The organism is Luteimonas arsenica (assembly GCF_004352825.1).
In the GTDB taxonomy this organism is placed as follows: domain Bacteria; phylum Pseudomonadota; class Gammaproteobacteria; order Xanthomonadales; family Xanthomonadaceae; genus Luteimonas; species Luteimonas arsenica.
The window spans coordinates 1,069,736-1,091,193 of record NZ_SJRW01000001.1 but is presented as its reverse complement, the minus strand read 5'-3'; the positions used below and the strand labels follow the sequence as shown (position 1 = coordinate 1,091,193).

Annotated in this window: 16 protein-coding genes; 8 read left to right on the top strand and 8 right to left on the bottom strand. The window is 70.2% G+C overall.

Annotation, left to right across the window (positions count from 1 at the left end; all coding sequences use genetic code 11):
* Positions 1–11 precede the first annotated feature (11 nt).
* Entirely contained in the window at positions 12–1,700 is a 1,689-nt protein-coding gene (locus E2170_RS04915) for a POT-type proton-dependent oligopeptide transporter (RefSeq protein ID WP_132999485.1), read from the bottom strand.
* A gap of 213 nt (positions 1,701–1,913) precedes the next feature.
* On the opposite strand from E2170_RS04915, the gene E2170_RS04910 reads away from it, so the two are divergent.
* Complete coding sequence (locus E2170_RS04910) at positions 1,914–3,686, top strand: M14 family metallopeptidase (RefSeq protein ID WP_133000025.1); 1,773 nt, start codon at positions 1,914–1,916, stop codon at positions 3,684–3,686.
* Between the two features lie 10 nt (positions 3,687–3,696).
* Here the strand turns inward: E2170_RS04910 and E2170_RS04905 are convergent, their stop codons facing one another.
* Positions 3,697–4,770 (bottom strand): sensor domain-containing diguanylate cyclase, encoded by a 1,074-nt coding sequence (locus E2170_RS04905; RefSeq protein ID WP_165942155.1) that lies wholly within the window; start codon positions 4,768–4,770, stop codon positions 3,697–3,699.
* Positions 4,771–4,925: 155 nt separating this feature from the next.
* On the opposite strand from E2170_RS04905, the gene E2170_RS14220 reads away from it, so the two are divergent.
* On the top strand, positions 4,926–6,074 hold the full coding sequence (locus E2170_RS14220) for a phage tail protein (RefSeq protein ID WP_207914917.1): 1,149 nt from the start codon (positions 4,926–4,928) through the stop codon (positions 6,072–6,074).
* A 12-nt stretch (positions 6,075–6,086) separates the two neighbouring features.
* Here E2170_RS14220 and E2170_RS04895 read toward each other — a convergent pair whose 3' ends face one another.
* From E2170_RS04895 to E2170_RS04885, 3 genes are read right to left on the bottom strand one after another with little or no spacing between them, the layout of a single operon-like run.
* Positions 6,087–7,982, bottom strand: coding sequence for an ATP-binding cassette domain-containing protein (locus E2170_RS04895; RefSeq protein ID WP_132999483.1), 1,896 nt, complete (start codon positions 7,980–7,982; stop codon positions 6,087–6,089).
* A 38-nt stretch (positions 7,983–8,020) separates the two neighbouring features.
* A complete protein-coding gene (locus E2170_RS04890; protein WP_132999482.1) occupies positions 8,021–9,655 on the bottom strand; it encodes a protein adenylyltransferase SelO in 1,635 nt (544 codons plus the stop codon).
* Between the two features lie 41 nt (positions 9,656–9,696).
* Entirely contained in the window at positions 9,697–11,223 is a 1,527-nt protein-coding gene (locus E2170_RS04885; protein ID WP_132999481.1) for a transglycosylase SLT domain-containing protein, read from the bottom strand.
* A 130-nt stretch (positions 11,224–11,353) separates the two neighbouring features.
* On the opposite strand from E2170_RS04885, the gene E2170_RS04880 reads away from it, so the two are divergent.
* From E2170_RS04880 to greB, 3 genes are all read left to right on the top strand, one after another.
* Positions 11,354–12,880, top strand: a complete 1,527-nt coding sequence (locus E2170_RS04880; protein WP_132999480.1) for a helicase HerA-like domain-containing protein — start codon at positions 11,354–11,356, stop codon at positions 12,878–12,880.
* A gap of 87 nt (positions 12,881–12,967) precedes the next feature.
* Positions 12,968–13,390, top strand: a complete 423-nt coding sequence (locus E2170_RS04875; protein WP_132999479.1) for a hypothetical protein — start codon at positions 12,968–12,970, stop codon at positions 13,388–13,390.
* Between the two features lie 7 nt (positions 13,391–13,397).
* Positions 13,398–13,904 (top strand): transcription elongation factor GreB, encoded by a 507-nt coding sequence (greB, locus tag E2170_RS04870; protein WP_132999478.1) that lies wholly within the window; start codon positions 13,398–13,400, stop codon positions 13,902–13,904.
* A 30-nt stretch (positions 13,905–13,934) separates the two neighbouring features.
* Here greB and rimO read toward each other — a convergent pair whose 3' ends face one another.
* Positions 13,935–15,326: a 30S ribosomal protein S12 methylthiotransferase RimO gene (gene rimO, locus E2170_RS04865; protein ID WP_132999477.1), complete on the bottom strand. Its 1,392-nt coding sequence runs from the start codon at positions 15,324–15,326 to the stop codon at positions 13,935–13,937.
* A gap of 170 nt (positions 15,327–15,496) precedes the next feature.
* Between rimO and E2170_RS04860 the strand changes: the two genes are divergently transcribed.
* Complete coding sequence (locus tag E2170_RS04860) at positions 15,497–16,225, top strand: dienelactone hydrolase family protein (protein WP_132999476.1); 729 nt, start codon at positions 15,497–15,499, stop codon at positions 16,223–16,225.
* A 12-nt stretch (positions 16,226–16,237) separates the two neighbouring features.
* A complete protein-coding gene (locus E2170_RS04855; RefSeq protein WP_132999475.1) occupies positions 16,238–16,672 on the top strand; it encodes an HIT family protein in 435 nt (144 codons plus the stop codon).
* 4 nt (positions 16,673–16,676) lie between these two features.
* Here the strand turns inward: E2170_RS04855 and dcd are convergent, their stop codons facing one another.
* Complete coding sequence (gene dcd, locus E2170_RS04850) at positions 16,677–17,264, bottom strand: dCTP deaminase (protein WP_132999474.1); 588 nt, start codon at positions 17,262–17,264, stop codon at positions 16,677–16,679.
* Between the two features lie 111 nt (positions 17,265–17,375).
* Positions 17,376–18,320, bottom strand: a complete 945-nt coding sequence (gene apbC / locus E2170_RS04845; protein ID WP_425477827.1) for an iron-sulfur cluster carrier protein ApbC — start codon at positions 18,318–18,320, stop codon at positions 17,376–17,378.
* 174 nt (positions 18,321–18,494) lie between these two features.
* On the opposite strand from apbC, the gene E2170_RS04840 reads away from it, so the two are divergent.
* Positions 18,495–21,404 (top strand): TonB-dependent receptor plug domain-containing protein, encoded by a 2,910-nt coding sequence (locus tag E2170_RS04840; protein ID WP_207914916.1) that lies wholly within the window; start codon positions 18,495–18,497, stop codon positions 21,402–21,404.
* Positions 21,405–21,458: the final 54 nt, after the last annotated feature.

Genomic DNA, 21,458 nt, shown 5'->3' with positions numbered 1-21,458 from the left:
GCCGTCGCCCATCAGGCCGCTCCCCCGCTGACGCGGTAGTTGTCCTGCATGGGGTAGTTGCGTGCATAGGCCGCGAAGGCCGCCGCCGCCACGAAGGCGAAGGCCGCGAAGAAGAACATCAGGAAGGCGTTCTCGCTCATGCCGGTGGAGGCGATGGCGGCGGTCACCGCGTCATTGCGCACGCCGGCGTTGGTCAGCAGCACCCAGAGGCTGCCGAAGGTGCTGGTGAGGTACCAGAAGGCCATGATGACCCCCTTCATCGCATGCGGCGCCTGGCTGTAGGCGAACTCCAGCGCGGTGGCCGACACCAGCACCTCGCCGAAGGTCAGCAGCAGGTAGGGCAGGCCCTGCCAGGCCAGCGAGACCTCGCTGCCGCCGTCGATCCACAGCTGCAGCACGCCGGCCACGATCCACGACACGCCCGAGATCGCGATGCCCCAGCCCATGCGCCGCAGCGCGGTGACGGTGAAGCCCATGCGCCGCAGCGCCGGGTACAGCACCAGGTTGTTGAACGGGATCAGCAGCATCACCAGCAGCGGGTTCAGCGCCTGCATCTGCGCGGCTGACGCCGAAATCTGCATGGAATATTCCTCTGTCCCGGCTGGTGCCGTAGGCGCGGGGATCAGGAAGTTCGGCCACCACCAGGCCTCCGGAACCACCATCGCCCGACCTTGGATGATCCAGGTCGAGGCCTTCTGGTCGAACAGCGACCAGAACGGGGTCACCAGCGCGAACACGATCAGGATGCGCAGCACCGCGCGCACGCCGTCGACCGCGGCGTCGGGATGGCGGCCGCGCGCGCGGTCGAGCTGCAGCGAGGCGCCCCAGCCGCCGGCCGCGATCAGCACGCCCAGCGCCAGGCAGGCGGTGATCACGAAGCCGAAGGAGTCCGGCCACCACGGCAGCGCCACGCCCACGGCCTTCAGCACCCACAGCACCAGCATCAGCACGGCGACCGCGATGCCGGTCCAGGCCACCATCGAGCCGGCGTTGCCCTGCCCTTCGCGGCGCTCGCGCAGCGCGGTGCGCACGACGTTGAGGAAGGAGTCCGGGTCGCGCCCCGACGGTGGCACGTTCACGTACTTCTTCCGCCCCAGCCAGAACACGAAGGTGGCGATGAACATCAGCACGCCCGGCACGCCGAAGGCCACCGCCGGCCCGTAGCTGCGCAGCAGCAGCGGCGCCAGCAGCGAGGCGAAGAAGGAGCCGAAGTTGATGATCCAGTAGAAGGCGTCGAAGACCACCTTGGCCTTGGACTTGTTGCTCTGGTCGAACTGGTCGCCGCAGAACGACACCACCAGCGGCTTGATGCCGCCCGAGCCCAGCGCGATCAGGAACAGGCCGGTGTAGAAGCCGTTGCGGTTGTCCTCGAACAGCGCCAGGCAGGCATGGCCGGCGCAGTAGATCAGCGAGAACCACAGGACGGTGTTGTACTTGCCGAAGTAGCGGTCCGACAGCCAGCCGCCCAGCAGCGGGAAGAAGTACACGCCGATGACGAAGGTGTGGAAGATGTCCTTCGCGGCGCCCTCGCGCTCGGGGCCGGCCGGCAGGTAGGCCAGCAGCATCGAACTGATCAGGAACGGGATGAGGATGTTCCTCATGCCGTAGAAGCTGAATCGCTCGCAGGCCTCGTTGCCGATGATGTAGGGGATCTGGCGCGGCATCCTGCCGGCGTCGGTGGCAACGGGGGCTGTACTCATGCGGGTCTGGGTCTTCCGGGCGGAAGCGTGAAGGCTAACGCATCGGCCTCCGCCGCGCTTTGGTTGGTGGGCCTCGAGCGGTCATCATGGGACGATCCGCGGCGCTTCAGCCCCTTCCCAGCCCAGATGCCCATGACCCGAACCGATCCGGCGATCCCCTCCGCAGTGCGCCCGGCGCGCGCCTTCCCGCTCACCACGGCCCTTGTGCTGGCCATGGCGACCGCCGCGGCCGCGGCCGGCCCCGCCCCTGCAGGCACCGGGAGCCCCCGGGAACCCGCGGCCACGATCCCGGTACTGACGACCGAATCCGAGCGCTCGGGCTTCGTCCGCACCGGCCGCTACGCGGAAGTCATCGAGCTCTGCGCTGCCTTCGCCGCCCGCCACCCGGACGCCGTGCGCTGCGTCGACTTCGGCACCACGCCCGAGGGGCGGCCGATGAAGGCCCTGGTGGCCTCGCGCAGTGGCGCGCTGACGCCCGAGGCCGCGCGCGCCGCCGGTCTGCCGGTACTGCTGGTCCAGGGCGGCATCCACGCCGGCGAATCCGACGGCAAGGACGCCGGCTTCCTCGCCCTGCGCGAGGCGCTCGAGGACGGAGCCGCGGGTGACGGGCTGGAACGGCTGGTGCTGGTCTTCGTCCCCGTGTTCAACGCCGACGGCCACGAGCGCTTCGGCGCCTGGAACCGCCCCAACCAGCGCGGCCCCGAGGAGACGGGCTGGCGCACCACCGCCCGCAACCTCAACCTCAACCGCGACTACCTGAAGGCCGACGCGCCCGAAATGCAGGCGATGCTGCGCCTGGTCGAAGCCTGGGACCCGATCGCCTACGTCGACCTGCACGCCACCAACGGCGCCCAGTTCGAGCACGACATCTCGGTCCAGCTTGAGCCGCTGCACTCGGGTGATCCGGAGCTCGCGCGTGCCGGGCTGGCACTGCGCGACACCCTGCTTGCCGGACTGGCAGCGCAGGGATCCCTGCCCCTGCCCTTCTATCCGTCCTTCGAAACCCATGACGACCCGTCATCGGGCATCGCCGACGGGGTGTCGCCGCCGCGCTTCTCGCACGGCTATTTCACCCTGCGCAACCGCTTCGGGATCCTGGTCGAGACCCACTCCTGGAAGGAATATCCGGTACGCGTGCGCATCACCCGCAACCTGGTGCTGGGCATGCTCGAGCAGACCGCACGCCAGGGGCGCGACTGGCTGCGGACGGCCGCGGCTGCGGACGCCCGCTCGGCGGCGCTCGCCGGCGAGGACGTGCCCCTGGACTGGACCGCCACCGACCGGGTGCGCACTGTCGACTTCCGCGGCTACGCCTGGACGCGCACGCATTCGGACGTCTCCGGCGCCCTGGTCACCCGCTACGACGAAGGCACGCCCGAGGTGTGGAAGATGCCGCTGCGCGACGAGATCGTGCCCAGCGTCACCGTCACCGCGCCGCTGGGCGGCTACATCGTCCCGGCCGCGTTTTCCGGGATGGTGGCCGCGAAGCTGGACCTGCACGGGGTCCGCTACTCGCGCATCGGCCGATCCCGTTCGATGGACGTGGAGGCTTTCCGCGCCGAGCGGTTCGACTTCGCCGCCCAGTCGGTCGAAGGCCACCAGCGGCTGTCCGTCGAAGGTGCCTGGACGTCCGGGCAACAGGCCGTGGGCGAAAGCGCCCTGTTCGTACCGATCGCCCAGCCGCGGGCGCGCCTGGCCATGGCCCTGCTCGAACCGCAGGCGCCGGATTCACTGCTGCAGTGGGGCCTGTTCAACAACGCCTTCGAGCGCAAGGAGTACATGGAGGACTACGTCGCCGAAGAGGTCGCCCGCGGAATGCTGCGCGATCCGGCGGTGCGCCAGGCCTTCGAACGCCGCCTGGCCGAGGACGCGGAATTCGCCGCCAGCCCGCGCCAGCGCCTGGAGTGGTTCTACCGTCGTCACTCCAGCTGGGACGAGCGTTACGCCGTGTATCCGGTGCTGCGCACCGCCACCGAGCCGCGCTGAGGCGCGGCGTTCAGCGCACCCCGCCAAACGCGACCGTGGCGGGCTCGACGCGGTTGCGACCAGCGGCCTTGGCCCGGTACATCGCCGCATCCGCGCGCTTGAGCCACTCCTCGGCGTTGACCACCGACAGGTCGGCTTCGGCCAGGCCGATGCTCAGCGTGCAATCGCCGCGCGCGGCCTCGGCCGGGCGCTGCTCGAGGAAGGCGGTGCGCACGCGCTCGGCCACGCGCATCCCGCCGCGCAGGTTGGTCTCGGCCAGCAGCACGCCGAACTCGTCGCCGCCGTAGCGCGCCGGGGTATCGATCTCGCGCGTGCACGACGACAGCACCGAGGCCACGCAGCGCAGCACCTCGTCGCCCACGAGGTGGCCGCTGGTGTCGTTGACGTCCTTCAGGTTGTCGACGTCCACCAGCATCAGCACCGCCGGGCGACGGGTGCGCGCGTGGCGCGCCAGCTCGGCCACCATGGCCTCGTTCCAGCCGCGACGGTTGGCCAGGCCGGTCAGGGCGTCGATGCGGTTGAGGCACTGCAGCTGCCGGTTCCTCTCCGCAATGCTGCGCCCCAGCCCGTAGGTGGTCGCGGCCAGCGCCACCGGATACGCGAACAGGAAGGGCAGGGTTGCCAGGATCTGGGGCAGGCTGCTCTCCAGCGACACCGGGAAGCCCTGCAGCAGCCAGACCCCGCCACAAGCCAGCAGCAGCGCGGGCGCAGCCCGGCCCAGGAAGCGCCAGCCGCCCACGGCGACCTTGTCCATCGTCACCATCGCCAGCAGCACCGCGCTGGGCACCAGGTTGAACTGCATGATCGCTATCCAGGCGCCCGCAGCCGCGGAATCCATCATCAGGTAGCGGTGCGCCGCCTGCACGGGCTCGGGCGAACGCAGGGTCAGCCGGTTGGCGAGCACCGGCCAGGCGAAGCCGTTGAACGCCCACAGCGCCCAGGCCCAGGCGGGGGCACCGTTGCCGTGGAGCACCGAAGCGACCAGCAACGCCGACAGCGCCGCGCCCAGGGTCCGCATGTGGTGGACGCGGGCGACGAAGCGCAGTTCGCGCTCCCGGACTTCGGCTTGGTCGGTCAGTTGCATGGGCGCAGGGTGGCGTCGATCGCTCCCAGCGACAAGTGCATGCCATTCCGCCGGGTCTCGATCCGGCACTGTGTCACGCTTGTTCCGCGACGACGCGAAGGGGTCTAGCATGTCGCGGTCGCCCGCATCGGGGCGGCTTCCAGGGGGAACCAAGCATGTCCAGTCCAGTCCTCGGGCGTATTGCGTCCGCGCTCGCGATCACACTCCTGCCCGGCGCCGCGCTTGCCGCCGGCACCTACGATTCACCCACCATCGAAACCGTCGTGGTGATGGACGACATCGACGCCATCGCCATCGTCGGCCGTAACCTGCCCACGCTGCGTCGCGATCTGTCAGTGCGGCTCGGCGCCGATGGCGAACCCGGCGACATCAGCGCGTCCTGCCAGCCGGCGGCGCCCCTGTCGAGGGCACTCACCTGCCGCCTCGCCGGCGGCCTGCCCCCGGCGGGAGACTACCTGCTGCGCGTGGCGAACACTCGCGGCAGCGGTAGCGCGGAGTACGCACTGACGATCGGTGCGGTCGGTCCGCAGGGCCCCGCTGGCGAGGCGGGACCGATCGGTCCTGTCGGCCCGGCCGGTCCGACAGGAGCGTCCGGCCCCGCAGGCCCACAGGGCGAAGCCGGACCCACGGGTCCGCAAGGCGAGGCCGGCGCCACGGGACCAGCGGGACCCGTGGGCCCACAAGGCGAAGCCGGACCCATGGGTCCGCAAGGCGAGACCGGCGCCACGGGACCGGCCGGACCCGTGGGCCCGCAGGGCGAAGCTGGCCCCATGGGTCCGCAAGGCGAGACCGGTGCGACGGGACCGGCCGGACCCGTGGGCCCGCAGGGCGAAACCGGTCCCGCGGGTACGCAAGGTCTGCAGGGAGAAGTCGGTCCGCGTGGCGTGGACGGTGCGGCGGGGCCGCAGGGAACGCCAGGCGAAGCAGGGCCCACCGGCGCCACTGGAGCGCAGGGACCTGCGGGGCCTCAGGGGCCTCAGGGGCCTCAGGGCCTGCAGGGGCCTCCGGGCAACTCCGAGCTTTCGACGCGTTTCGGCCAGCGGACCGGCACCGGCATCGAAGGCTGGGGCCGCGAGTGCTACATCGGCGAGATCATCCTCACCGCGGGGCGCGTCGTGCAGGGTCTCCGGGCCGATGGCCGGCTGCTGCCGATCAGCCAGAACCAGGCACTGTTCTCGCTGCTCGGCACGACCTATGGCGGCAACGGGAGCACGACCTTCGCCCTGCCCGACCTGCGCCCCGTGACCCCCAACGACATGACCTACTCGATCTGCCACATCGGGATATTTCCCTCCCAGAACTGATCGTCCGGCGCATCAGCCCGAGGCCGCCTCCAGCGCTTCCCAGCGCAGGTAGGTGGCCTCGAGTTCCGCCTGGGCTACCGCCATCGCCGCATTGTGCGCGGTGATGGCGGCAGCTTCGCCCTGGAAGAAGGCCGGATCCGACAGCGCAGCCGTCATCGCGGCCAGCCGTGCCTCCAGTGCCTCGATCCGCGCCGGCAACTGTTCCAGCTCGCGGGCTTCCCTGTAGCTGAGCTTCTTCCGTTCCGGCGCGGGTGCAACGGGAGGCGACGGCTTCGGCGCCGCCGCGACGTCCTTGCCGGCCGCGGGGGCCGGCACTGCCGGCTGCGACCGCTGCCGCAGCCAGTCGCTGTAGCCGCCCACGTACTCGCCCACGCGGCCTTCGCCGCCGTCCTGCATGACCAGGACCGAGGTCACCACATTGTCGAGGAAGTCGCGATCGTGGCTGACCAGCAGCAGGGTGCCGGCATAGTCGGCCAGCAGTTCCTCCAGCAGCTCTAGGGTCTCGACGTCGAGGTCGTTGGTGGGTTCGTCCATCACCAGCAGGTTCGAGGGCTGCGCGAACAGCTTCGCCAGCAGCAGCCGGTTGCGCTCGCCGCCCGACAGCCGGGTGATCGGCGCGCGCGCGCGTTCGGGCGTGAACAGGAAGTCCTGCAGGTAGCCGATCACGTGCTTGCGCTTGCCGCCGATCTCGACGAAGTCCTGGCCTTCGGCCACGTTCTCCAGCGCGTTCCAGTCCTCGCGCAGGGTGGCGCGGTACTGGTCGAAATAGGCGACCTGCAGCTGGGTGCCGATGCGGATCTCGCCGGACTGCGGCTGCAGCTGGCCCAGCAGCAGCTTCAGCAGCGTGGTCTTGCCGCTGCCGTTGGGGCCGACCAGGCCGATGCGGTCGCCGCGCAGGATCGTGGTCGAAAGGTCACGCACCATCACCCGGTCGCCGAACGCGAAGGACGCCGCCTTGGCCTCGATCACCTTCTTGCCCGAGGCCGCCGCCTGCGCGGTCTCCATGCGCACGTTGCCGGTCAGCTCGCGGCGCTCGGCGCGCTCGTTGCGCATCGCCTTCAGGCGGCGCACGCGGCCCTCGTCGCGGGTGCGGCGGGCCTTGATGCCCTGGCGGATCCAGGCCTCCTCCTGCGCCAGCAGCTTGTCGAAGCGCGCGTTCTCCTGCGCCTCGGCGTTGAGCCGCTCCTCCCTGCGCCGCAGGTAGTTGTCCCAGTCGCCCGGCCAGCTGGTCACCTGGCCGCGGTCGATCTCGACGATCCGCGTCGCCAGCGCGCGCAGGAAGCGGCGGTCGTGGGTCACGAACACCAGCGCGCCCGACCAGCCCTTGAGGAAGGTCTCCAGCCAGTCGATCGCGGCGATGTCGAGGTGGTTGGTGGGCTCGTCGAGCAGCAGCAGGTCGGGCGCCGAGACCAGCGCGCGCGCCAGCAGCACGCGGCGCTTCATGCCGCCGGACAGCTCGGAGAAGACCAGCTCGCCGTCGAGGTCGAGCTTCTGCAGGGTTTCCTCGACGCGCTGGTCGGCCGCCCAGCCATCGGCGGCGTCGATCTTCGCCTGCACGGCGGACATGGCGTCGGCGTCGAAGTGCTCGCCGTGGCTGAGGTGGTGGAACTCGGCCAGCCAGGCGCCCAGCTCGCCCATGCCCCCGGCTACGACGTCGAAGACCGTGCCCGAGGCGCCCGCTGGCACTTCCTGCTCCAGCCGCGACACGCGCACCGTACCGTCGCGGCGGATGTCGCCGTCGTCGGGCCTGATCTCGCCCGACAGCAGGCGCATCAGGGTGGACTTGCCGGCGCCGTTGCGGCCGATCAGGGCGATGCGCTCGCCAGGTTCGATGGCCAGCTCGACCTTCTCGAGCAGGAGCGGGCCGCCGACGCTGTAGTCGACGGCATTCAGTGTGATCAGGGGCATGCGCGCATTCTACCGGTGCTCGGCGCCCGGCCCGAGGCTCAGGAACTGCAGGACAGCATCGAGCAGCCGGCGCGGTCGAGCGCCCAGTCCGGGCGCAGGGCGGCGTAGGCCTCGCGGCCGGGCTGCTCGCCGTACGGATCACGGAGCACATCGAGGAGCTCCGCGATGCCGGCCTCGTCGCCGGCCTCGGCGCGGTCGATGGCCTGCTGGGCCAGGTAGTTGCGCGGCACGTAGCGCGGGTTGGCGGCGTGCATGCGCGCCACCCTCGCCTCCCGCGGCAGGCCGCCGGCGCGGCAGCGGGCGGCGTAGCGCGCCAGCCAGTCACCGAGCGCATCGGCATGTTCCGCCAGCCGCGCCGGTGCGTAGAACGCATCGCGCAGCGGCTCCAGCCCCGGCGCCTCCGCATCGACGTCGACATCGGACAGCGCGCGGAAGAAACGCGTCATGTCGGCCCCGGCCCGCTGCATCAGGGCCTGCAGCTCCCGCATCAGGACGAGGTCGCCGTCCAGGCAGTCCTCCAGCCCGAGCTTGGCGCAGGCGTTGTCGCGCTCGCACTCCGCCCAGGTGGCCGCGTAGGCATCCAGTCCCGCCTGCAGCGGCGCGGCATCGCCGAACAGCGGCGACAGCGCGCCGGCCAGCCGCCCCAGGTTCCAGTGCGCCACGCGCGGCTGCCAGCCGTAGCGGTAGCGGCGACCCTGGGCGTCGGTGGTGTTGGGCGTCCACTCCGGGTCGTAGTCGTCGATCCAGCCGTAGGGGCCGTAGTCGATGGTGAGCCCGAGGATCGACATGTTGTCGGTGTTGAGCACGCCGTGGACGAAGCCCACGCGCATCCAATGCCCGACCAGAGCGGCCGTGCGCACGCAGATCTCGTGGAACCAGCGCGCGAACAGTGTTTCGTCGAAGGCCTTCGTCGCGCGCAGCTCCGACAGCGACCGCCCCGCACCGGATCCCGTCGCCCCCGCGCCCGCCTGCTCGCCCAGCAGCCAGGGGAAGTCGCGCCAGACGCAGAATTCGGCCAGCGCGCGCAGCAGGTCGAGGTCACCGCGCGAAGCCGGCAGCTCGAAAGTCCCGAAACGGATGAACGAGGGCGCCACCCGGCACACGATCGCGCCTGGCTCCGGCCGCGGATGGCCGTCGTAGAACATGTCGCGGACCACGGCCTCGCCGGTGGCGACCAGCGACAGCGCGCGCGTGGTCGGCACGCCGAGGTGGTGCATGGCCTCGCTGCAGATGAACTCGCGGATCGACGACCGCAGCACGGCGCGACCGTCGGCGCTGCGCGAATACGGGGTCGGACCGGCGCCCTTGAGCTGCAGTTCGTGGCGCGTGCCGTCGGCAGCCACCGCTTCGCCCAGGCTGATCGCACGACCGTCGCCCAGCTGCCCGGCCCAGTGGCCGAACTGGTGGCCGCCGTAGTTCGCCGCCCAGGGATCCATGCCTTCCAGCAGCGCGCTCCCGCCGAAGACCTCCGCGAACGCCGGCGAAGCCACGTCCCCGACCGCCACTCCGAGCTGCGCGGCCACCTCGGCCGAATGCGCGACCAGCCGCGGTGCCGCCACCGGCGTCGGCATGACCCGCGACCAGGCCGCGCCCTGCACGTGGCGCAGGCGCGGCCCAGCCTCCGGATCGCCGGGAAGCTCGCGCAGGACCGCGTTGTCGAAGCTCAGCCGCATGCGCGCAGTGTGGCAGGCGACGCACGAGCGCGCCGCCCCGCTCAGCGGCTGCAGCCCTCCAGGCGCAGCTGCTGGCCGGTGCGGATGGCATAGGCCGGCGCCTTGAGGCCGTTGGCCTGCGCCAGCCGCTTCGAGTCGCAGCCATAGCGCCGCGAGATGCTGGCCAGGGTGTCGCCGCGTGCGACGCGGTGCTGGCGCGGCGCCGACGTGCGGGTCGGCACGCCGGTGGCGACCGTGACCGGGCCCGACGCCGGCAGCACCTCGATCGGCCCGGTGCGCACCAGGGCCGAATCCGTCCTGCTGCCCATCAGCTGGTGCGCGAGGTCGGCGCGGCGGCCCTGGGCGCACCAGCGCTTGTACAGCGCGGCCATGCGCGTGGTGCCCTGGAGCACGGCGCCGGCGGGGATGACCTGGTCGGCCTCGAAGCGCGGGTTGAGGTTGCGCAGCTGCCGCATGTAGCCGTTGCGGCTGCCGCTGTCGCCCATGCACACGGTCAGCTCATAGATCGAGGCCGGGCGCGCGAGCACGAAGTTCGTCGGCCGCACGTCGATCTTCGGGAAGCTCAGGCCGTACTCGCGCGGATGCAGGTACAGCCAGGCCGCGGCGATCACCATCGGCACGTAGTCGCGGGTCTCGGCGGGGAACTGGCTGTAGACGTCGGCGTCCCAGAACTGGCGGCCGCCGCTGGCGTCGTGGATGCGTTTGGCGCGCCCCTCGCCGCCGTTGTAGGCGGCCAGCCACTTCTCGACCTCGTTGCCGAACTCGGCGAAGCGCTCGCTGAGGTAGGCGGCGGCGGCATCGGCGGACTGCGCCGGGTCGTAGCGGGTGTCGAAGCCGGTGCCGTCGGGCCCCAGGCCGAAGCGGCGGCCGGTGGCGGGCATGAACTGCAGCGGCCCTACCGCGCCCGCGCGCGAACCGGCGTGGACGCGGCCGTTGGACTCCTTCGCCATGATCCCGAACAGCAACGCCTCGGGCAGGCCGCGCTTCTCGAAGGCCGGGGCCATCAGGTGGCGCATGTACTGGTAGTTCTCGTGGCTGGTGATGAGCGAGACCCGCATGTCGGTCAGCCAGCGGCGGATGCCCTCCTGCACCGCCGGATTGAACTGCACCATGCGCACGAAGCGCTGGCCGTCCTCGCTCAGCAGGGCCGCGGCGCTGGCGGCCTCGGGCACGTCGCCGGTGGGCATGCCGTCCTCGTCCAGGCCGTCGGGCCCGAAATCGTCTTCCCCGACGCCGGCGGCGTCGTCGGCCTGCGCCTTCAGCAGCCGCTTCCAGCCCGACAGCATCGAGGCCAGCTGGCAGCCGCGCTGCTTCTCGCAGGCCAGCATCACGTCCTCCATGTCCTCGAGCGCGGCGTTGCCCTCCTCGATGGCCGCGGGATCGGCATTGGCCGCCTTCACCAGCGATTCGCGGTAGCGGGCTTCGGCGGCAGCCATACGCTCAGCCAGCGCCTCGGCGGCGGCGCGGTCGCGCTTGGACTGGGCGGCGGCATCGGGAACGTGGGAAGCAAGCAGGGCGACGGCCGTGGCGAGCACGACGCGGCGCAGGACGGGGGCTTGTGGGAGCATTCGACAACCGGGACTTCTGGAGCGAGCCGGCAGGGTAGCGGCCGCCTCCCGCGAGCGCAAAGGCCCCGTGCCGGCCACCGCCGTGCAGCGGCTTGTCGCTAGAATCCGGGCATCACGAACAGGAGCCCCCATGGACCCGATCCTCGTCGGCAAGGCCGTCACCCAGCCCGATTCCCTGCCCGACACCGGCGGTCGCGTCTTCCTGCAGCCGAAGTTCGGCAACCGCCATGGCCTGGTCGCCGGCGCCACCGGCACCGGCAAGACGGTGACCCTGATGACCCTGGCCGAAGGCTTCTCGCGGATCGGCGTACCGGTGTTCCTGGCCGACGTGAAGGGCGACGTGGCCGGCCTGGCGGTGCCCGGCGAGATCGGCGACAAGCTGCGCCAGCGCGCGGAGATGATCGGCGTCGACGGCTACGCGCCCGAGGCCAGCCCGGTCATCTTCTGGGACATCTACGGCAAGTCCGGCCACCCGGTGCGGACCACGGTGAGCGAGATCGGCCCCACCCTGCTGGCGCGCATGCTCGAGCTCAACGACACCCAGTCGGGCGTGCTCGACATCGTGTTCAAGCTCGCCGACGACCGCGGCCTGCTGCTGCTCGACCTCGCCGACCTCCGCGCCCTGCTCGCCCTGGTGGCCGAGGAGCGCAAGGCCATCTCCACCCAGTACGGGCTGGTCAGCACACAGTCGGTCGGCGCCATCCAGCGCGCCCTGCTGCGCCTGGAGCAGGAAGGCGGCGAGGCCTTCTTCGGCGAGCCCGCGCTGGAGCTGGCCGATATCATGCGCACCACGACGGACGGCCGCGGCGTGGTGAGCATCATGGCGGCCGACCGACTGATCCTGAAGCCGCGGCTGTATTCGAGCTTCCTGCTGTGGCTGCTGTCGGAGCTGTTCGAGACCCTGCCCGAGGTCGGTGACCTCGACAAGCCGAAGCTGGTCTTCGTGTTCGACGAGGCCCACCTGCTGTTCAACGACGCACCCGCCGCCCTGCTGCAGCGCATCGAGCAGGTGGTGCGCCTGATCCGCTCCAAGGGCGTGGGCGTGTACTTCTGCTCGCAGTTCCCCGACGACGTGCCCGACAACGTGCTCGGCCAGCTCGGCAACCGCGTCCAGCACGCGCTGCGCGCCTACACCCCGCGCGACCAGAAGGCGGTGCGCACCGCGGCCGAGACCTTCGTCGCCAACCCCGGGCTGGACGTGGCCAAGGCCATCGGCCAGCTCGGCACCGGCGAGGCCCTGGTGTCCACGCTGCAGGGCAAGGGCGCGCCGATGCCGGTGGAACAGACCCTGGTCGCGCCGCCGCGCTGCCGCATGGGCGCGATCACCGAGGCCGAGCGCGAGCGCGTGCGCGCCGGCAGCCCGGTGGGCGCGAAGTACGACACCGCGGTCGACCGCGAATCCGCCTTCGAGATCCTGTCGAAGAAGGCCGAGGCCATGGCCGAGCAGGCCAACGCGCCGAAGGCCCGCACCGCGAAGCAGGACGAACAGGAGGCAGGCGGCGGCTTCGCGCAGTCGGTGAAGGACGCGGTGTTCGGCACCAGGCGCCGCCAGGGTATGGTCGAGACCATGGCCAAGCAGACCGCGCGCACCGTGGGCAACCAGATCGGGCGGCAGATCCTGCGCGGCATCTTCGGCGGCATCACCGGCAAAAAGTGAACGGCACCCTACCCGGGCCCGTGCCCGGTCCACGCTGCCACCACGGGCCGACGGCGACACTGGCCGCAGTCCAGACGGGTTTGTCGCATGTCTTCCAATCGGGTGTCCGCGGCGCTGCTTGCCGCTGCACTTTCCATCCTCGCCGGCTGCCAGCATGACGCTGCGGATACCGCTCAGGCGTCCCTCGACACGGTGTCGCCGGATGCCGCAGCGCCTTCGCCGGATCCGGACTTCGACGTCGAAGGCTTTTCCGGCGGTTTCAGCACCGAAGGCGTCGACCTGGTGATCGGCGTGGACGGCCGTTACCGCCTGCGCGAAAGCAAGCCCGCAGGCGGAGCCGCGGAATCGGAGGGCCTGTGGTCGCTCGAACCCGGCAGCGGCCAGCTGCTGCTCGTCCCGCACGTCGCGGATGAGCCACGACGCCGATACGCCATGCCTTCGCACGACGAACTCGCGCCCGAGGACGGCGGGCCGTCGCTGCGCCGCGGCAGCCCGGCCGCGGCCCGCTGACGCCGCCTTGGGACGCTGGCGACCGCCGCCCGAGAAGGCCACCGCCCTGGTCACGCCGGGCGGGCACGCGCGCCTGAAGGCCGAACTCGACGAACTCTGGCGCCTGCGCCGGCCCGAAGTGGTGCGCGCGCTCGCCGCCGCCGCGGCCGAGGGCGACCGCTCGGAGAACGCCGAGTACACCTACCGCAAGAAGCAGCTCGGCGAGATCGACCGCCGGGTGCGCTACCTGTCGAAACGGCTGCAGGAACTGCGTGTGGTCGACACCGTCCCCTCCGATCCGGACGCGGTGTACTTCGGCGCCACGGTCGAAGTCGAGGACGTGGACAGCGGCGAATCCGCGACCTACCGCATCGTCGGACCCGACGAGACCGATGCCGCCAAAGGCTGGATCAGCATCGACTCGCCGCTTGCGCGGGCGCTGCTGAAGAAGCGGGTCGACGACGAAGTGGAAGCGGAGCTTCCCGGTGGGCGCCGCGGCTTCGTGCTGGTCGCGGTGGATTATCCCGCGGACTGACGCGTTCCCTGCCCCGGTTCGGCTGCCGGCTCAGTCGTTGTATTCGACTTCGCCGTACAGGTCGTGCTCGTCGCTGCCCATGATGCGGATGTCGGCGAACTCGCCCGGGCGCAGGCCGGCCTCGCGGCCATCCTGCACCTGCACCAGGCCGTCGATCTCGGGGGCATCGGCCATCGAGCGCGCGATCGCGAGGTCGCCGTCGATCGCGTCGACGATGCAGCGCTGCACCGTGCCGACCTTCGCCTCCAGGCGCTGCGCGGAGATCTCCGCCTGGCGCGCCATGAAGCGCGCCAGCCGTTCCTGCTTTACCTCTTCCGGCACCGGGTCGGGCAGCGCGTTGGCCGCCGCGCCCTCCACCGGCGAATAGGCGAAGGCGCCGACGCGGTCCAGCTGCGCCTCGTCCAGGAAGTCCAGCAGGGCCTCGAACTCGGCATCCGTCTCGCCCGGGAATCCGACGATGAAGGTCGAGCGCACGGTCAGCTCCGGGCAGGCCGCGCGCCAGGACTGCACCCGCTCCAGCGTCCGCTCGACCGCGCCCGGGCGCTTCATCAGCTTCAGGATGCGCGGGCTGGCGTGCTGGAACGGGATGTCGAGGTAGGGCAGCAGCCGCGGCGTGCCGTCGGCCTTGTGCTGCGTCATCAGTTCGATGACGTCGTCGACGTGCGGATACGGGTAGACGTAGTGCAGGCGCACCCAGGCGTCGAGCTCCGACAGGCCTTCGCACAGCGCCTTCATGCGCGTCTGGTACTCCCTGCCCTGCCAGGTGCGCGCGGCATAGCGCAGGTCGACCCCGTAGGCCGAGGTGTCCTGCGACACCACCAGCAGCTCGCGCACGCCGCCGCGCACCAGGCGCTCGGCCTCGCGCAGCACTTCATCGACCGGGCGCGAGACCAGGTCGCCGCGCATCGAGGGAATGATGCAGAAGCTGCAGCGGTGGTTGCAGCCTTCGGAAATCTTCAGGTAGGCATAGTGCTTCGGCGTCAGCTTGATGCCGTCGGCGTAGTCCTCGGCGGCCAGCCGCGGCGCGGGCACCAGGTCGACGAAGGGATCGTGCTTGGGCGGCAGCGCGGCGTGCACCGCGTCCATCACGCTGGCGTAGTCCTGCGGGCCGCTGATCGAAAGCACGCCCGGGTGCGCCTCGCGGATCACGTCGGCGCGCTTGCCCAGGCAGCCGGTCACGATCACCTTGCCGTTCTCGGCCATGGCCTCGCCGATCGCGTCCAGCGACTCGGCCACCGCGGAGTCGATGAAGCCGCAGGTGTTGACCACCACCACGTCGGCATCGTCATAGCTGGGCGACAGCTCGTAGCCCTCGACCCGGAGCTGGGTGAGGATGCGCTCGGAATCGACCAGGGCCTTGGGGCAGCCAAGGCTGACGAAGCCGACCCGGGGGCTGGCGGCGGAAACGGAGGGAGTGGACATGCGCTGGCGCTGGGCTCGCTGCTGGGCCGCGGGATCGCCGGCCGGAGGTGGATTTCGCGCCGCGATTATAGCGGCCACCCGGCGGGCCGCCCCCGGGGCGGCGCCTGCAGGGGCACGGGGCTAGAATCCGTGGCGAAGGCCGGCCCGCCCGGCCGGCAGCGGAGCTGGCGATGGGCATGCGTACCAGGCTCGAGGTTCCCGGGATCGGCGAGGTCGGCGCCTGGCTGGCGCGGCCGGACGGGGCGCCGCTGGGTGGCCTGGTGGTGATCCAGGAGATCTTCGGCGTCAACGCCCACATGCGCGCGGTCACCGACCGCTACGCCCGCGAAGGTCTGCTCGCACTGGCCCCGGCGCTGTTCGACCCGGTGGAGCGCGACGTCGAACTGGCCTACGACGAGGCCGGCTTCGAGGGCGGCCGCGCCCTGGCCGCCTCCCTGGGCTTCGAGCGCGCGGTGGCCATCGTGGAGGCCGCCGCCGCGCAGCTGCGCAGCCTGCTGGCCGAAGCCGCGCCTGGTGGCCGCGGCGGTACCGATGCCGGAGACGGCGACATCGGCGTCGTCGGCTTCTGCTGGGGCGGCAGCGTCGCCTACCTCGCCAACACCCGCCTCGGCCTGCCCGCGGCCAGCTACTACGGCGCGCGCACCGTGCCCTTCCTCGACGAGCCGTTGCGGGCACCGATGCTGTTCCACTTCGGCGCCCGCGACCACAGCATCCCGGCCGCCGACATCGAGGCCCACCGCCACGCCCAGCCTGCCGCCACCATCCACGTCTACGACGCCGGCCACGGCTTCAACCGCGACGTCGACCCGCGCCACCACGACGCCGCCAGCGCGCGGCTGGCGCATACCCGAACCCTCGACTTCCTGCGGCGCGCGTTCGCGTCCGCCGCGGGCCACTGACAGGAGGCAGGCATGTCCAGGCACAGTCCACCGCAACCCGGACCCTATGCGATGCACCCGCAGCTCGCCGCCGACAGCCATCCGGTCGCCGCCCTGAAGCTCAGCGACCTGCAGCTGATGGACGACGACAACTACCCCTGGCTGGTGCTGGTGCCGCGCGTGCCCGGCGCACGCGAACTGACCGATCTCGATCCGGAGCAGCGCGTCGTGCTGATGGAGGAGATCGCCCGCTGCGAGCAGCTGCTGCTCGACGTGTTCCAGCCGCACAAGCTCAACGTCGCCGCGCTGGGCAACCTGGTGCCGCAGCTGCACGTGCACGTCATCGCCCGCTTCGAACACGACCCGGCCTGGCCGGCGCCGGTCTGGGGGCGGGTTGCCGCGCGCCCCTACGCGCCCGAAGCCCTGGTCGAACGCGTGCGCGAACTGCAGTCCGCGCTGCTGACCTGAAGGCTCAGGTGCGCGGCAGGGTGACCCCGGTCTGGCCCTGGTACTTGCCGCCGCGGTCCTTGTACGAGGTCTCGCAGACGTCGTCGGCGTCGGACTGGAAGAACAGCATCTGCGCCACGCCCTCGTTGGCGTAGATGCGCGCCGGCAGCGGCGTGGTGTTGCTGAACTCCAGCGTCACGTGCCCCTCCCACTCGGGTTCGAGCGGGGTGACGTTGACGATGATCCCGCAGCGCGCGTAGGTGCTCTTGCCCAGGCACACCACCAGGGTGTCGCGCGGGATGCGGAAGTACTCGACGGTGCGCGCCAGCGCGAACGAGTTCGGCGGGATGATGCACTCGTCGGCCTCGATGTCGACGAAGCTGCCCGGGTCGAAGTGCTTCGGGTCGACGATGGTCGAATTGATGTTGGTGAACACCTTGAACTCGCGCGAGCAGCGCACGTCGTAGCCGTAGCTCGAGGTGCCGTAGCTGACGATGCGTTCGTCGCCGGCGCCGCCCTTGGAGGCGAACTTGACCTGGCCGGGCTCGAAGGGCTCGATCATGCCCTGTTCGGCGGCCATGCGACGGATCCAGCGGTCGGACTTGATGCTCATGCGGCTCCCGGGTGTGAGACCCGGCGACTGGAGCGGCCGGGGCAGATCCGCGATTGTAGGGAAAGGCGACCGGGACGGCATCCGTCGCACGGACCGCCCGGCACCGCGCCCTCAAAGCAGGGACGCGGAAATCGTCGCCGGCGCGCGCGGGCGCTTCGCCAGCTCTTCGGCCAGCCTGACGGCCAGTGCCCGGTAGCCCGCGGCCGCCGGCGAATCCGGCGCCGCCAGCACCACCGGGGTACCGGCGTCGCCGTGCTCGCGGATCGCCCGCTCCAGCGGCAGCGAACCCAGCAGCGGCACGCCATACTGCTCCGCCATGCGCGCGCCCCCGCCCTCGCCGAAGATGTGTTCGGCGTGGCCGCAGTTCGAACAGACGTGCACGGCCATGTTCTCGACCAGGCCCAGCACCGCGACCTCGACCTTCTCGAACATCTTCAGGCCCTTGCGCGCGTCCAGGGTGGCCACGTCCTGCGGCGTGGTCACGATCACCGCGCCGGCCACCGGGATCTTCTGTGCCAGGGTCAGCTGGATGTCGCCGGTGCCCGGCGGCAGGTCCACGATGAGGTAGTCCAGGCCCTCGTCGCCGCCCCAGAGGGTGTCGTTGAGCAGTTGGGTCAGCGCCGAGGTGGCCATGGGACCGCGCCAGATCATCGGCGTGTCCTGCTCGACCAGCAGTCCGATCGACATGGCCTCGATGCCGTGGGCGCGCATGGGCAGGATCGACTTGTTGTCGGGGCTCTCCGGCCGACCCGACAGGCCCAGCATCGTCGGGATGCTGGGGCCGTAGACATCGGCGTCGAGGATGCCGACCCGCGCGCCATCGGCAGCCAGTGCCAGCGCCAGATTGACCGCGGTGGTGGACTTCCCGACCCCGCCCTTGCCGGAGCCGATGGCAAGGATGTTGCGGACCCGCGGCAGCGGCCTGAGGGCCCCCTGGACTGCGTGGGCGGGTACCCGCGCGCCGGCTTGGGCCTGCTTGCTTGAGGTCTGCACTTCTTCTCCTGCGGTCTCGGCATCGGTACTGGGGCGCATAGCTTGCTCCAATGTCCCTCCCATCGCGAATTCAGGCAAAAGCCGGCGGCTTTTATACGGACCACAGCACTATGGCAATACGGTTAAGTGCGTGTTAAGTTCCGATTGACCGCGGCGCCCAGGGAGGGGGGCAACGGCATTCAATCGGGATAAAAACCCAATAAAAACAGATATTTATTAAAGCGCAGGGGATCAGCAATGACTGAACAGAGCCGTAACGGCCTCAAGCCCAATTCGCTCAGCGTGGCGCTCGTCGCCGCACTGACGATGTCCGTCTCGGGCCTCGCGATGGCCCAGGAGGCCACCGAGGACGAGAGCACCACCACTTCCAGCAGCGCCACGACACTCGACCGCGTCACCGTGACCGGCTCGCTGATTCCGCAGACGGAGATCGAGACCTTCACCCCGGTCACCGTGATCACGGCCGAGGATATCCAGGCTCGCGGCTTCACCAGCGTCTCCGACGTGCTGCAGAAGAGTTCGTTCGCCACCGGTGGCGTGCAGGGCGCGCAGTCGTCCGCCTCGTTCACCCAGGGCGCCGAGACCGTCAGCCTGTTCGGCCTGCCGCCCGGCTACGTCAAGTATCTGATCGACGGTCGCCCGATGGCGAACTACCCGGCGCTGTACAACGGCTCCGACACCTTCAACAACATCAGCGGTATTCCGATCGATCTGATCGAGCGCATCGAGATCCTGCCCGGCGGCCAGTCCTCGCTGTATGGCTCCGACGCGATCGCGGGCGTGATCAACATCATCCTGAAGAAGCGCATGGATGGCGTCGCGCTGAACATCCGCGGCGGCGGCTACAGCGAGGGCGGCGGCAACAGCTTCCGCGCCAGCGTCGCCACCGGCTTCTCAGCAGCCGACGACCGCCTGAACATCCTGCTTGGTGGCCAGTACGAGGATCGCAGCGCGATCTGGGGCTACCAGCGCGACATGACCAGCACCTACTTCGATGGCGGCCAGGGCGCGCGTCCCGCCAGCCGTGACTTCCTGGTCCACAGCCCGTTCACCAGCTACAAGTGGCTGGACCCGAACAACTGCTCGAACGTCGAGCACCTGTTCGACGGCGGCGAAGGCATGGTCGAGCGTCCGGGCTTCGGTGACGGCTACTACTGCGGCTCGTACAACAGCCCCGGCTACCGCACCCTGCTCAACGCCAAGGAAGCCACCCAGGCCTACGGCAACCTGACCTTCGACATCAACGACTCCACCCAGCTGTACGCCAGCGCGCTGTACAGCCGCGAGACCGTCAAGTACCACGTCGGCTCGAACTACACCTGGTGGGGCACCGGCCCCGGATGGGGCTACTACTTCGATCCGCGTGTGGGCAACGATATCGCGACGGTGTACGGCGAGTACTTCTGCGGCGAGGATCCGGATCCGGCGTGCCTTGCGACGCTTCCGTCCGGTTCCTACCTGGGCCTGCAGCGCGCGTTCGCCCCGGAAGACATGGGGCCGGGCGGCTTCAACAACTCGATGCAGCAGGACAAGAGCGAATCGACCCGCGTCACCCTCGGCATCAACGGCACCTTCGGCGAATCGGCCTGGGACTACGACATCGGCTACACCCGCACCGACTACAAGCTCAACGAGCACGGCTGGGTCCGCTGGGCCGAGGCCATGAACAACTACTTCCAGGATCGCGTCCTCGGCCCGCAGCTGGGCGTTGATCCGCTGTTCGGCGCCTACCCGATCTTCGAACCCGACTATGCGGCGTTCTACCAGCCGATCTCGCCCGAGGACTTCGCCGCGATGACCGGCTATGCCGTGTCGCGCAGCAAGACCGTGGACGAGATGGTCCGCGCACAGGTCACCAATGCCAGCCTGTTCGGCCTGCCCGGCGGCGACGCCGGCATCGCCGTGGCACTGGAGTACGGTCAGCAGTCCTGGGACTACACGCCGCATCCGGGCTACCTCAACGGTGACATCTGGGGCACCACCGCAGTCGCCGGTGGTGGCGATCGCGACCGTTATGCCGTCGTGACCGAGCTGCGCATGCCGGTGCTCGACCCGCTGACCGTGACCCTGGCCGGCCGCTACGACTCGTTCAAGGCCTCCGGCCGCACGATCGACAAGCCGACCTACAGCCTCGGCCTCGAGTGGCGCCCGAGCGACACCCTGCTGCTCCGCGGCAAGTACGGCACGGCGTTCCGCTCGCCGACCCTGTCCGACCTCTACCAGGGCGAGAGCGGCTACTACACCTTCGTCACCGACTACTACAACTGCGCGCAGCTGGGCTTCGAGCCGGGCGACACCACGCGCTGCCCCGCGGCCTTCTCCAACCGCCAGGTGTTCGGCATCCAGGAAGGCAGCACCGAGCTCGATCCGATCAATGCCGACGTCTGGAGCGCGGGCGTGGTCTGGGCGCCGATCGACCGCATGTCGTTCAGCCTCGACTACCACAGCTGGGACATCGAGGACGAAGTCACCCAGCAGAGCCCCGACAGCCTGTTGCTGCAGGAATACCGCTGCCGCACCGGCCTGGAGGACATCAACTCGATGCTCTGCCAGATGACCCTGTCGCAGATCACCCGCGGGGCCACCGGCAACGTGAACGAGATCTACACGCCGAAGGTCAATGTCTCGCGCCAGACGCTCGAGGCGCTCACCGCCGGCGTCAACTATGCCTTCGACGCAGGCGTGGTGGGCGAGTTCAACGTCCGCGCCAACTACACGCAGAAGCTGAACCACGAGTACCAGCAGTATGCGGAAGACCCGATGGTCGACATGCTGCGCAGCCCGTGGTGGACTTCGGATCCGCAGCGCAAGGCTGACGCGTCGTTGACGTGGATGAAGAACAACTGGTCGTCCACGCTGTACGCCAACTGGACCGGCGCGACGCCGAACTATCGCGCCCGCGTCATCGATGGCTACGGCGAGGCCCTGTCCCACAAGATCGGCTCGTTCACGACCTACAACGCGACGGTCACCTGGGCACCGATCGAGAAGCTCAGCTTCTCGGTGCTGGTCAACAACGTCTTCAACAAGATGCCGCCGATCGACGACTCGTACCCGAATACGAGCGGCGCTCCGTACAACAGCTCAGTCTGGAACGTGTACGGCCGTGCGTTCTACCTGGAGGCCCGTTACCACTTCGGCCGCTGATCGGGCCAAGCGGTTTCCTGCAGCACCAGGGGGCCCCGCGCAAGCGGGGCCCTC

Bases quoted from the DNA above. Each gene is read 5' to 3' on its own strand.
- E2170_RS04875 (WP_132999479.1), top strand. From the start codon at position 12,968: ATGTCTTCCAATCGGGTGTCCGCGGCGCTGCTTGCCGCTGCACTTTCC.
- rimO (WP_132999477.1), bottom strand. From the start codon at position 15,326: ATGTCCACTCCCTCCGTTTCCGCCGCCAGCCCCCGGGTCGGCTTCGTC.
- E2170_RS04910 (WP_133000025.1), top strand. From the start codon at position 1,914: ATGGCGACCGCCGCGGCCGCGGCCGGCCCCGCCCCTGCAGGCACCGGG.
- E2170_RS04840 (WP_207914916.1), top strand. From the start codon at position 18,495: ATGACTGAACAGAGCCGTAACGGCCTCAAGCCCAATTCGCTCAGCGTG.
- E2170_RS04915 (WP_132999485.1), bottom strand. From the start codon at position 1,700: ATGAGTACAGCCCCCGTTGCCACCGACGCCGGCAGGATGCCGCGCCAG.
- E2170_RS04890 (WP_132999482.1), bottom strand. From the start codon at position 9,655: ATGCGGCTGAGCTTCGACAACGCGGTCCTGCGCGAGCTTCCCGGCGAT.
- E2170_RS14220 (WP_207914917.1), top strand. From the start codon at position 4,926: ATGTCCAGTCCAGTCCTCGGGCGTATTGCGTCCGCGCTCGCGATCACA.
- E2170_RS04895 (WP_132999483.1), bottom strand. From the start codon at position 7,982: ATGCCCCTGATCACACTGAATGCCGTCGACTACAGCGTCGGCGGCCCG.
- E2170_RS04885 (WP_132999481.1), bottom strand. From the start codon at position 11,223: ATGCTCCCACAAGCCCCCGTCCTGCGCCGCGTCGTGCTCGCCACGGCC.
- apbC (WP_425477827.1), bottom strand. From the start codon at position 18,320: ATGGGAGGGACATTGGAGCAAGCTATGCGCCCCAGTACCGATGCCGAG.
- E2170_RS04860 (WP_132999476.1), top strand. From the start codon at position 15,497: ATGGGCATGCGTACCAGGCTCGAGGTTCCCGGGATCGGCGAGGTCGGC.
- dcd (WP_132999474.1), bottom strand. From the start codon at position 17,264: ATGAGCATCAAGTCCGACCGCTGGATCCGTCGCATGGCCGCCGAACAG.
- E2170_RS04880 (WP_132999480.1), top strand. From the start codon at position 11,354: ATGGACCCGATCCTCGTCGGCAAGGCCGTCACCCAGCCCGATTCCCTG.
- E2170_RS04855 (WP_132999475.1), top strand. From the start codon at position 16,238: ATGTCCAGGCACAGTCCACCGCAACCCGGACCCTATGCGATGCACCCG.
- E2170_RS04905 (WP_165942155.1), bottom strand. From the start codon at position 4,770: ATGCAACTGACCGACCAAGCCGAAGTCCGGGAGCGCGAACTGCGCTTC.